Origin of the sequence: Kosakonia oryzendophytica, assembly GCF_900094925.1 — a bacterium.
In the GTDB taxonomy this organism is placed as follows: Bacteria; Pseudomonadota; Gammaproteobacteria; order Enterobacterales; family Enterobacteriaceae; genus Kosakonia; species Kosakonia oryzendophytica.
The window spans coordinates 266565-279049 of sequence record NZ_FMAY01000003.1; the positions used below are offsets into that span (position 1 = coordinate 266565).

The 12485-nt window shown below is 56.8% G+C and carries 8 protein-coding genes; 1 reads left to right on the top strand and 7 read right to left on the bottom strand.

Annotation, left to right across the window (positions count from 1 at the left end; translation table 11 throughout):
• Nucleotides 1-44: 44 nt before the first annotated feature.
• From GA0061071_RS07375 to malZ, 3 genes are read right to left on the bottom strand one after another with little or no spacing between them, the layout of a single operon-like run.
• Nucleotides 45-1421, bottom strand: a complete 1377-nt coding sequence (locus GA0061071_RS07375; protein ID WP_088236775.1) for a DUF3999 domain-containing protein — start codon at nucleotides 1419-1421, stop codon at nucleotides 45-47.
• Nucleotides 1418-4099, bottom strand: a complete 2682-nt coding sequence (locus tag GA0061071_RS07380) for a DUF2339 domain-containing protein (protein WP_088236776.1) — start codon at nucleotides 4097-4099, stop codon at nucleotides 1418-1420. Before GA0061071_RS07380 ends, GA0061071_RS07375 begins: the two co-directional genes overlap by 4 nt.
• Nucleotides 4100-4152: 53 nt before the next feature.
• Nucleotides 4153-5970, bottom strand: coding sequence for a maltodextrin glucosidase (malZ, locus tag GA0061071_RS07385; RefSeq protein WP_088236777.1), 1818 nt, complete (start codon nucleotides 5968-5970; stop codon nucleotides 4153-4155).
• Between the two features lie 231 nt (nucleotides 5971-6201).
• Between malZ and GA0061071_RS07390 the strand changes: the two genes are divergently transcribed.
• Entirely contained in the window at nucleotides 6202-7140 is a 939-nt protein-coding gene (locus tag GA0061071_RS07390) for a 2-hydroxyacid dehydrogenase (RefSeq protein ID WP_088236778.1), read from the top strand.
• Between the two features lie 62 nt (nucleotides 7141-7202).
• Here GA0061071_RS07390 and proY read toward each other — a convergent pair whose 3' ends face one another.
• The 4 genes from proY to phoB form a co-directional block, all read right to left on the bottom strand.
• Nucleotides 7203-8555, bottom strand: coding sequence for a proline-specific permease ProY (proY, locus tag GA0061071_RS07395; protein WP_061500135.1), 1353 nt, complete (start codon nucleotides 8553-8555; stop codon nucleotides 7203-7205).
• An 82-nt stretch (nucleotides 8556-8637) separates the two neighbouring features.
• The gene (gene brnQ / locus GA0061071_RS07400; protein WP_061497255.1) at nucleotides 8638-9957 is read right to left on the bottom strand and encodes a branched-chain amino acid transporter carrier protein BrnQ; all 1320 of its coding nucleotides are present in this window, start codon (nucleotides 9955-9957) and stop codon (nucleotides 8638-8640) included.
• A gap of 409 nt (nucleotides 9958-10366) precedes the next feature.
• A complete protein-coding gene (gene phoR, locus GA0061071_RS07405) occupies nucleotides 10367-11665 on the bottom strand; it encodes a phosphate regulon sensor histidine kinase PhoR (RefSeq protein WP_061497257.1) in 1299 nt (432 codons plus the stop codon).
• A gap of 21 nt (nucleotides 11666-11686) precedes the next feature.
• Nucleotides 11687-12376, bottom strand: a complete 690-nt coding sequence (gene phoB, locus GA0061071_RS07410) for a phosphate response regulator transcription factor PhoB (RefSeq protein ID WP_007373472.1) — start codon at nucleotides 12374-12376, stop codon at nucleotides 11687-11689.
• Nucleotides 12377-12485: the final 109 nt, after the last annotated feature.

The following is a 12485-nucleotide window of genomic DNA, read 5'->3' on the forward strand; positions in this document are numbered from 1 at the left end:
TTGCTAAAAGGCCCGCATCGCGGGCCTTTTTTGTTGCACGAAAACTAACGCGGTTTCGCTTCCCGCCAGATGCGCAGCGCCATCCACGCCAGCGCTGCCACCCCCAGTACAAGCACACCCCATACCAGCAGTGTTTTCCACATTGCCTGCCGCTCCGCAGGTGATGTCGCTGTCAGCCGCGCCTCGCCACCCAGCGTCGCGCGCGTCTGAGGCTGCGCTTGCGGTATTGCCTCTACATCGATTTGTTTACGCAACGCCAGTGGGATCAACGCATCCAGCGTTACCGCTGCGGGCTGCGCGGCCTTGTTGCCCCATGTCAGCATAAACGGCCCTTTGCCCTGCGCATTAAACAGTACCGTTTGCCGATCGCGGCTACCGTTCACCTGCGGCAATGATGCCGGTAAGCGGGCATCCAGCGTCACAATCCGCACCGCCTGCACCGGTTCATCCGGCATGGGCACAGGGACGGAGGATTGCCCGTTAAGCTGCCACAGCACCGTTTTAGTGAGGCTGCGCCAGGGCGCGCTCACTGCACTGCGCCAGCTGATTTCAACGGGTAACACGCCGTCGTCTACAAGCGTCACAGACAGCGCACTCAGTGGCTGTGGCTGCGCCCATTGATAGTGCGCTTCGCTGGCGGAAATACGCTGCCCCTCGGCGGCCATTTGTACCTGCTCTAACGGCGTCGGCTCGCTCCCCAGCGTCGCGCTGGCGTGCGTTATCGTGACCGGCAACTTCGGCGTGTCAAACACCATCAGCAGATAACGTACACCGTCGGCCGAGAACGTTTGATTGACGGTAATCTGATCCAGTTTCAACCGATCCGCACCGCTGGTCAGTTCCATGACCGGCGAATCCTGTTGCAGCAGATCCCAGTCACGCATATCGCTGCTATAAAACAGCGACACCTTGCCCTGCCAGTTTTTTACCGGCGCATCCCATACCAGCTTCAACTGTGCCAGTGTAAAGCTCTGCGGCAGATTTTCCGGCAACGCCAGCAAATAGCTCTGGCCGAGGCGTTTCGCCGTCTCCCCTTCAATGCGGATATCAATCCCGCTGGCAGACCGCAGACGTACCACGCTTTGCCCTTCGTTCTCCGTTTCTACCGGAGAGGCATCCAGCGGGAAAAGCCGTAGCGGGATCGGCGCTGGCTCAGCCGCGGCTGTTTGCTGCGTTTCCAGCGTAAACGGCACCCGTTCGCCATCATGATTAAAGATCCGCACATCGCGCAGATCCGGCCATGTGCTTTGGGCATAGACATCCAAAGGCAGGTCGACGCGGTACCAGGATGCGGTCTCCGGCAGATCGAGTGCCGCGCCCCAGGCATAATCTTGCGGCGCTTCGGGGATCTCTTCGCCGCTTAACGCGGGCAATGTGCACCCTATTAACGCCACCGCCAGTAATGCGAATACCCCTCTCATTGTTTTTCTCCCTTTTCCTGCTCCGTTGCTGCTTTTGGCGGCAGCGGCGAAAAATAACCGACAATCAACACCAGCACGGCTACGCCAATAAAGGCAATCGCCCGTGCCAGTCCACCGCCACCAGCGCTGTCCACCAGCATCAATTTGAGCAGCACGACACCGAGCAAAACGCCGCCGCACAACCACTGCCGACGGCTGGAATGACGCGTAGCGTGGATCATCACCACCAGCGCTATCAACATCCAGAACAGAGCGAAACAGGTCTGGATCAAGCGAGACTGCCACAAACTGCCTGCATCCCACGTCACGTTTCCGTAGCAGGCCAGCGCGCGCAATAAGGCGCCATTGAGCCACCAGAAAGCCAGCGCCGCAATCGCCCACGGGCGTGCTCGCCATACCTGTGGCACCCACGCTGAATAATGTGTTTCAGCAAAGCGGCTATAGATCCACAACCCCAGCAACGCAAAAGCGGCACCCTCTTCCAATGGGTTGATAAGTGGCAGGTACGCCAGTTCCCGTACCACGCCGTCCCCCAGGTTGGCATAAAGCAAGTACCCTAACAGCAGCGGGATCAGTGGTAACAGCGCCAACGCGCCATACAACACAGGCCAGACGCGCACCGGCCACCTCTCTCTTCGGATCGCCGCCATCACCAGCACAATCACGATACCGCCCGCCGCCATCGGCAAACCGGCACGCCAGGGTTCAAAGCCCCAGCCAAGCGATCCGACAAACCACCACAGCTCGCTGCCCGCTGCCAGCAGCAACAGCCAGAACAGCGAAATATGCAGCCCTTGCGACAAACGCACAGGCACCATTTCGCTATCCCGGTACAGCAGAATGAGCGCCGAAGGCAGCGCAACGCACCAGGCCAGGTTTTGCCATCCGCCCGCCAGAATATGCCCCTGCACGGTAATCTGATACAGCAGCGCCATCACCATCGCGGGCCACAGCAACCAGAGGGCATAGCCCAGCTCTGACCAGCGCAAACGCTGTTGCGCCGCTCGCCACAGCCAGACGGATGCAGACAACAGCGCCAACACCACAAACGCGGCATGCGCATCGGCAACCAGCATCCGTTTCGCCGCACCACCCAGAGCAATGATCCAGAACAGAATGCCGCCCGCCAGCAACAACCAGCTGACTTCGCGCCGTATACCGCGCCACAACAGCGCCCCCGCCAGCCAGCAGCCGCTCAGTACAGCGAAAATCATCAGTACCGAGAGCGCAGGCAGACCATCCGCCGCAGCCCACAGCGCACTGAACAACGCCAGTAACAATAAGGCCGTACCGCTGTAGCTCATGCGTCGCTGGTTCTGCTGCACGCCAAGCCATATGATCCCCAGCCCTTCCAGCGCCCAGGCCATGGATGTCCAGCGCGCCGACAGCGCCAGCGGAATCGCCAGCGTGGCAAACGCGCCGCCCAGCGCCAGCGCTGCCAGTACCAGCGGTTTCGCCGTTGTCGGATAACGCTTCAGTGCCAGTGAAGCCAGCGCGAGGTAAAAGAGACCGAAACCGAGGGCGCTAAAGGCCGGGCCGTAGGCCCAGTGTTGCGTGATAGCATACTGCATACCGAAGCCCGCCAACGGCGGCGCAAACAGCAATACGCCATCGATAATACGTTCACCCCGCCGCTGCGCACGCAGGGATAACACCACGCTTAACACGCCGAAAATAACAATATTGGCCATCAGGAACAGTTGGCAGCTCAGGTAAAATTCCGGGCGATAACGCTGCATTCCCCACACACCGGCAACGCCGAAGGTGAAGAACATGCCCAGCAAATTCAGCTCACGCCAGTGCTGCCACAGGCTGATGGCGAGAATGCCAACCGAAAGCAGTAAATAGAAAGAGAACAGCGCAATGTGGCTGCCGCCGCCGGTCGAGAGCAAGATCGGCGCAAGATAACCGCCCAGACTCGCTAACAGCGCCAGACTTAATGCTTTTTGCAATACCGCCAGCCCCACGCTCGCCGCGCAAATCACCAACAGCAGAACGAAAGCCAGCGTCATCGGCAGCATTTGCCACAGCCGGAATGCGCCAAACACGGTGAGATAGAGCGCACCAACCGCGCCCCCCTGCAAAATCAGGGCAAATACCGTCTGTTTATGACGTAAACGCCAGCCCAGCCCCAGCAGCACCATCGCCGCCAGCGCGACGCTGGCAAGGCGCAACTCCAGCGGGAAAAGCGAATACTCCACGGTATAACGCAGCAGAAAAGAGAGGCCGATAAACAGCAGCACAATCCCCAGTTTGGCCAGTGGATTGCCCTGCATAAACCAGCGAACCAGGGAAGAGACCAGCCCCCAGGAGGCGGTTTCGTTTTTAGGTGAGACCACGTCGGGTGATGCAACGGGCTCGATCTTAGCCACCGCAGGGCCGTCCACTTTACGGCCCCAGGGCGACACCGCCACCGGTTCACCAGTTTGCATAACCTCAACAGGTTCGCTAATGACAACAGCCTCGCTAACCGGCAACGGCTGCGCCGCAACAGGCGCAGGATCAATGTTGACCGGCGCATTGACCAACCGCTGTTCAAGCACACTCAGCCGCTGGCGCAACCGGGTGAGTTCATCCTGCGTGGCCACGCTGCGACGCCAGGCGGTGATTGCCACAATCGGCACCACCACCAGCGCAAAAAACAGCACGACCGCGCCGAAGAATAAAAGACCATCCATGTATTTCGCCTTCGCTAAAGGGGAGACGCAAAGCCCCCTTTTCGCGCTTCAGCTCAGGAGGCAGACCAAACAGAAGCGCTAATCGCCGGTAGCGTTAGCACATCATCCTGTAGCGTACCTGTACCTTCTTTAAGCCGCCAGTTTTTCCCGTGCAGCAGCGGTGAATCCTCCAGCACCACTTCACACGCTTCGCTGCGATTAATCGCCACCAGTACCCGCTGCTGCTGATAAACGCGCACAAACACCAGCACGTTTTCCTGCGCATACACAACCTGACAACCGCCGTAGCGTAACGCCTGGCTACGGGCACGCAATTTCGCCATCCGTTGGTAGAGGGCAAGTAAGCGGGTATCCTGCCGTTTCTTGTCCCACGGAAAGGGTTTGCGGCAGAAGGGATCGTTTGCGCCATCGAGCCCGACTTCATCGCCATAGTAGATGCAGGGTGTACCGGGCCAACTAAACAACCAGACCACCGCCAGTGGCATACGGGCGACATCGTTACCCAGAACCGTCTTAAAGCGCGGCGTATCATGGCTATCGAGTTGATTGAACATGCGCAGTTGCTGTTGATGCGACAACCCGGCACGGTAGTTATCCATCCATGCCGCGCAACTTTGCGCATCCATTTTCTGGGGATCATACGCGTTATCGGTATTTGCCAGGAACGCCCATACCGGCAGCGTAAAACCGCGGTAGTTCATCGCCGCGTCTTCAACATCCGCTTGCAGCCACTGACGTGCATCGCCAAAATGTTCGCCAACGATATACGCCTGCGGTTGGGTCTCTTTCGCCGACCGGGCAATACCGGCAACGTGCAGCAGATTATTACGCGCGCCGCCATCCTCCCCCAGCATATGCACCACATCCAGCCGCCAGCCATCCATGTGCCACGGCGCTTTTAGCCAGTGGCGAACGATGCTGTCCTCACCCTGATACATTTCATCAACCAGCGTCGATGACTGGTAATCCAGCTTCGGCAAGCTCGGGTAACCCAGCCAGTCACGGGCGTGCCCCTGATCATCAAAGCTGAACCAGCTACGCCAGCGAGAGTCCGGGTTATGGCAGGCGCCCCCCGTGCCGCGATTATGTCTGTCGAACCAGGCGTGAGAATCGCCGCTGTGATTAAACACACCGTCGAGGATCAACCGCATCCCCATGGCTTGGGTGTTGTGGCGCAAGCGCAGCAACGCCTGATCGCCACCAAACTGCGCATCAACATGGCGATAATCTTCCGTGTCATATTTATGTACGCTGGGTGCAACAAAGACCGGGTTAAGATAGAGTGCCGTCACGCCCAGCTTTTTCAGATACGGTAGCTTTTCGCTGATACCGTCCAGATCGCCGCCATAAAAGGTGGATCCCCCGGCTTCTTCCGTCAGCGGATCGTCCCAGTCGCGCAATACGATCGGCTGGCCCGCGGCGTGATGGTAATAGACATTATCCTGGTCGGCATCGCGCGTCTGGCTGCGGGCAAAACGATCCGGGAAGATCTGATAAAACACCTGGTCGGCCACCCATTGCGGGCCGTTATCCGGTACATCCACTGCAAATTGCTCCAGCCGGGCGGGCGGAAAGCGGTTGAATCCCTGCGGGGTAAACCACAATTGCTTATCCTGCCACAACAGCTTAAAGCTGTAGCGGCGGCGCGGCTGCCCGCTCTTTAGATCCACCGCCGCCCGCCAGACGGTTACACCATTGCCGATGGTGTGACGTGCGCGATGCATCGCCAGCGGGGTTTCTTCATTATCGACTTCCACCCGTAGCGTTACCCGTGAGGGCAACGATGTCCCCGTCAGCCAGAGGGTGATAATGAGCTGGTCTTTGTGCTGTTTGACAAACGGAACAACCGGCAGGTGCCATGCGTTCAACATTAACAATCCCCTTCGTTCAAAATGACGCCACTTTTTCACAGCCCTTGCCGTCTCGCCTCCTTCTTTCGCTTTTTTTCCGGGGGTGAGAGACGGGGCGCAGATGTGATCTGACGGGATATTCACCGGGCATTTGCGTGAGTTTTTTCACGCCCGCTTCGTGCCGATGCCCGAAGTCTCGCCTCTGGCGGGTTTTTATACTGATAAAAACTATAGCGTGATAAGAGAGCGATCATGAGTAAACCGGAAATCCTCGTCATCAGTGAAATCCCTCCGCCGATGATCGATACCCTGCAACAGCATTTTGTGGTGTATCAATACTGGCAACCCGGTGCAGAAGCGGTGGTGCGCGAACGCGGGCACGTTATCCGCGGAGCATTAACCCGCGCGGCAAAAGGCATCAGCACGGCGTTGATCGGGCAGCTTCCGGCGCTGGAAGTCATTAGTGGTTTCGGTGTTGGCGTCGATGCCACCGACCTCGATACCTGCCGCAGCCGTGGCATTCACGTGAGCAATACGCCCGATGTCCTTAACGAATGCGTGGCGGATACCGGACTGGCGTTGATGCTGGCGGTAACGCGTAAAATTTGCGCCGCCGATCGTTTTGCTCGGGCAGGTGAATGGGAGCATGCCGCCTTTCCCGGTGCGTGGAAAATGAGCGGTAAGCGCTGTGGTATCGTCGGGATGGGCAACATTGGCCATGATGTCGCCGCACGCGCTGCCGCATTCCGGATGCCGATTCACTACTTCAGCCCCCGTGAGGCGCGCAACCGCCAGTGGCAACGTCATGATTCCCTTGTCAGTCTGGCAAACGCGGTGGATTTTCTGGTATTGACCCTGCCGGGCGGTGCGAAGACGCACCATATTATCAACCGCGAGGTACTGGAAGCGCTGGGGCCGGAGGGCATTCTGGTGAATATCGCGCGCGGCAGTGTGGTGGACACAGAGGCGTTAATTGCAGTGTTACAGGAAGGGAAACTGCGCGGCGCCGGGCTGGATGTGTTCGAGCAGGAACCGCATATCCCGCCCGCGCTGCGCGATTTACAGAATGTGGTGTTGCTGCCGCACATCGCCAGCAACACGGCGGAAACACGCCAGGCGATGGCAGATCTCACCATCAATAACCTGGTCAGTTATTTTACTGACGGGAGAGTATTAACCCCGGTCGTGTAAACCCGCTTTGTGTACCGGCCTTATGCCCGCTGGCGCGTTGCTTCGCGGGCTTGTTTCGACAATTACGCGTTACGGCGTTTAAATGCCCAGCCAATCAGCAGCAGCACAATCCACGCGAACCCCACGTACAACGAGATGCGGGTTTCCGGGTGCCAACCAATCAGCGCGATGATAAAGACCAGGAAAATCAGACCAACAACGGTGGTTGCCACCCCGCCCGGAACTTTAAACTTCAGCGCACGGACTTCGTCAGCCGACAGACGGCGACGGAAGCCTATCTGCGACAGCAAAATCATGATCCATACCCATACTGTGGCGAAGGTTGCCAGTGAGGCGATCACCAGGAAAACGTTCTCCGGCATGATGTAGTTAAGATATACCGCCAGCAACAGCGCGATAGTCATCACCATCACTGTCACCCAGGGGATCCCGCGGCGCGACGTTTTGGCGAACATCTTCGGTGCACTGCCCTGCTCAGCCATCCCGTGCAGCATACGTCCCACGCCAAACACATCGCTGTTAATCGCCGAAAGCGAGGCAGTGAGCACCACAAAATTCAGGATACCGGCAGCAAAAGTAATACCCATATGCTGGAAGGTCAGTACAAACGGGCTTCCGTCAGTGCCTACCTGGTTCCACGGGTAAATAGACATGATCACAAACAGCGTACCGACGTAAAACACCAGAATACGCATCGGTACCGAGTTGATAGCGCGCGGAATCGATGTCTCCGGATCTTTCGCTTCCCCGGCGGTGATACCGATAATCTCGATGCCGCCATAGGCGAACATCACCATTTGCAGCGCCATCACCGTACCCAGCCAACCATTACTGAAGAAACCGCCATGGCTCCATAAATTGCTGATCCCGGTTGGCTGCCCGCCGTTGCCGATCCCCCAGATAATGATGCCGAAACCGGCCACGATCATGATGATAATGGTGGCAACTTTAAAGAAGGAGAACCAGAACTCCAGTTCGCCGAAGACCTTGACGCTCATCAGGTTGATGGCGCAGATAAGCAGCACCACACTCAGCACCCAAATCCAGTGCGGCACAGTCGGGAACCAGACGCCCATGTAAATACCAAACGCGGTGACATCGGCAATGGCGACAATGAGGATTTCAAAGCAGTACGTCCAGCCGGTGATATAGCCTGCCAGCGGACCGAGGTTTTCCTGAGCGTAACGAGAAAAGGAGCTGGCGGAGGGGTTGTGCACAGACATCTCGCCCAGTGCGCGCATAATGATATACGCAGCCACACCACCAATAATGTAGGCCAGCAACACGCTTGGGCCAGCCATCTTGATTGCATCTGCGGAGCCGTAAAACAGGCCGGTGCCAATTGCCGAACCCAGCGCCATAAAGCGAATGTGTCGGGTGCTTAGCCCACGCTTCAGCTTATTAGTACTTTCCATCATTTCCACTGCCATTATTCAACACAAAAATAAAAAACCACGGAGTGCGCTACTCCGTGGTTAAAAGCCGTGTATGCCGCGATTAATGGGCGCTGGAAGTAACCTGCCGACCTGCAGCACGATCCCAGACTGCCGCCAGAACCACCATCACCAGGCTTGGCATCAGCCAGGCCAGTCCCTGTTCCGCCAGCGGCAATCGCTGGGTCCAGGCCGGAAGGTGTTCTGCAAACGCAGACGCTTTCACGCCGTCAAGGATACCAAAAAGCAGACTAATAAACATGGCCGGTGCAATAACGCGTGTGGAACTGTTCCATAAAGAGCGGGTAAAGCTCAGCACCACCAGTACGATGCACGGCGGGTAGATCATGGTCAGCACCGGAATGGAAATCTGAATCAGATGGCTCAGCCCCAGGTTGGAGACCGCCATGGAGAAGATGCCCAGAATAAAAACCAGCGTGCGGTAAGAGAGCGGCAGATACTGCGCAAAGAACTCCGCACAAGCGCAGGTCAGGCCAACCGCCGTCACCAGACAAGCAATAAAAATCAACGCGGCCAGCAGCAAACTGCCTGCTCCGCCGAAGGTATGCTGAACATAAGCATGCAGAATGGCCGCGCCGTTAGCCGACTGCTCAACCAGCGCAGAACTGTCGGAACCGAGACGGAACAGCGCCAGGTAGAGCAGCGTCAGCCCTGCGCCTGCCATCAGCCCCGCCCACACCGTATAACGGGTCAGCAAACGGGCTTCGGTGACGCCACGCGAACGCGCGGCATTGACAATAACGATGCCAAACACCATGGCCCCCAGTGTATCCATGGTCAGATAGCCATTGACGAAACCGTTAGAGAACGGCGCAGTCTGGTAGGCTTCCAGCGCATGGCTGATAGGGCCGGCAGGCCAGATAATCGCGGCAATGGCGAGAATGGTCAGCGCGATAATTTTCAGCGGCGCAAGAAAATTGCCTACGGTATCCAGCAGTTTGCCCGGATAGAGGGAGATCAGGATCACCAGAGAAAAATAGATCACGCTGTAAATCAGCAACGGGATTGCGCCCTCCCCGGTCAGCGGCGCGATACCCACTTCAAACGACACCGTCGCCGTACGCGGCGTGGCAAACAACGGCCCAACCGCCAGGTAGCACACCGTCGCCAGCAAGACGCCCGCCACTTTACCAATCGGCGAACTCAGGCTATCTACGCCACCGCCGACTTTCGCCAGAGCAACTACGGTAAGCACCGGTAAGCCCACAGCGGTGATCAGAAATCCCAGCGCCGCCGTCCAGACGTGTTCACCGGCCTGCAAACCAACCATGGGAGGGAAAATGATGTTACCTGCGCCGACGAAGAGGGCAAATGTCATAAAGCCCAGAGCAACAATGTCGCGTGGTTTTAAGTGATGGGTCATATTTTTTTTACTGCCTGTGGATGTGGTGTCGTAAAAATGATGTTTTTTTCGCCTTTCCAGACCGGACGATACCGCGCCAATGTCGCGGAAAGTCAGCGGGAAATGCTCTATGCATTGCGTAGCGAAGAATAGTTTTTCGATTTACCACGCAAATACAGTTGGTCTGACAATATACGGGGCGCAATTTAAACGCTTATAACGTTTAAAGGCAAGGTGGGATCGCAAAACCAGATGCTTATACTGCCTATGAAATTAATAGCAGTTAATAACTCCAATTATAAGAAAAACACATGGCTGATCATGCGAACAAAAAAGCAGCATCCGTACAAAATACGTTTCAGGGGGAAGAAAACATCGGAATAAGCGGCCTGGTAACAGAGGCCGCTGGAAAGATAAGCTGACAGCCGCGTCAGGACGCGGCTTTTTTGGCAACCAGACGTTCCGGCAGAACAAAGCTAAAGCGCGTTCCCTTGCCGGGAGTACTGACAATTTCGAGGCGGCTTTCGTGGTGATTTACCGCATGTTTCACGATCGCCAGCCCCAGGCCGCTACCGCCGGTCTGCCGGGAGCGGGCTTTATCCACACGATAGAAACGCTCAGTGAGACGAGGAATGTGCTCGGCGGCGATGCCGGGACCGTTATCTTCAACGCTGAACTCCGCCCCCAGCGGCACACGCTGCCAACGCACGGTAATCTGCGTTCCTGCTGGCGTGTGGTTCACGGCGTTATAGACCAGGTTGGAAATCGCGCTGCGCAGTTGCTCTTCATTACCCAGTACTTTCAGCGCGCTATCGACCTCAAAATGGAAGTGATGCTTTTGCTGGCTCAGGGTTTGCGCTTCCCGCTCCACGACCCGCAGCATCATTGGCACATCAATGGTTTCGTTGGGCGGCAAGGTCGGTGCAGCCTCAATCTTCGAGAGCGTCAGTAACTGACGCACCAGCCCCTCCATCCGCGAGGTTTGTTCGCGCATGGTGTGCAGCGCTTTCTCCCGCGGTGCGCCTTCGAGCGTCTGCTCCTGCATCATCTCCAGATAGCCCTGCAGCACCGTTAATGGCGTGCGCAATTCATGGCTGACGTTGGCAAAAAAGTTACGCCGCGCCCCTTCCAGTTGATGCATTTGCGTCACGTCACGCGCCACCAGCAGCAGGTGCTCCTCGCTGTAAGGCATCACGCGGATCTCCAGGTGGCGACCGGAGTTAAGCACCAGATTCAGTGGTTTGCTAAATTCTTGTTTTTTAAGATACTGCGTAAATTCCGGATAGCGCAGCAGGTTAAGGATATTCTGCCCGCTATCGTCCGGCCAGCGCAAACCCAGCACCTGTTGCGCCAGGCCATTACACCAGAAAATCGCTCCCTCTTCGGTGGTGAGGATCACGGCGTCCGGCAGCGATTCCGCGCCGCTACGAAAGCGTTTAATCAGGCTTCCCAGCTCGCGACGGCGTTTTTTATTACGCATCTGCATCTGGTGCAGCCCGTATAACAGCGGCTCCCAGCTTCCCTTTCCGGGCGGCGGAGTCATGCTTTTATCGACCCATAACCACCACGAAAGACGCAGTAAATTCCAGAAATGCCAGATCAGCAACCCGGTTACAGCGGCTAACAAAAACCACGGCAGGTAACCAAACATGACGCCGAGAATCAAGGCGGGGATACAACAAAGGAGGAGCTCCAGCACCAGCCTTTTCCATGACAGCCGTTCCAGCACGCGTCACACTCCTGTTAAATATCAGAAACGGGTCGAAAAACGGTATCCCGTGCCGCGCACTGTTTGCACCATACGATCGTGGCCGCTGTGTTCCAGCGCTTTGCGCAGACGACGAATATGCACATCCACCGTCCGGTCTTCAACATACACATTGGTTCCCCATACGTGGTTCAACAGCTGTTCACGGCTATAAACGCGTTCCGGATGGGTCATAAAGAAGTGTAAGAGTTTAAACTCTGTCGGCCCCATATCCAGGGGATTTTCACCGGTCATCACGCGATGAGAAGAAGGATCAAGGCTCAGGCCCTGCATTTCGATCACCTCTTCTACCGCCATCGGCGAAATGCGGCGCATCACCGCTTTAATACGCGCGACCAACTCTTTGGGTGAAAAAGGTTTGGTAATGTAGTCGTCGGCCCCGGTTTCCAGACCGCGTACGCGATCCTCTTCTTCGCCGCGCGCCGTCAGCATCATGACCGGAATATCGCGGGTCATCGCTTCACGTTTGAGATGTTTAATAAACTGAATTCCGGAACCGCCAGGCAACATCCAGTCCAGTAAAACAAGATCGGGCCAGGGTTCATTAAGTTGGTTCACCGCACTGTCATAATCTTCAGCTTCCACCGGTTGAAAACCATTTTGTTCGAGCACGAAGCACACCATTTCCCGGATTGGAGCTTCGTCTTCTACGACCAGAATTCGTCTCGCCATAATTTGCCCTGTCTTATTTAAGTCATCAATATATATAGCGGCGCCATTATGCGTCAGTTTTGTGACAGATTTATGAATAACATGACCGCCAGATGACCCCAGCGAGCGC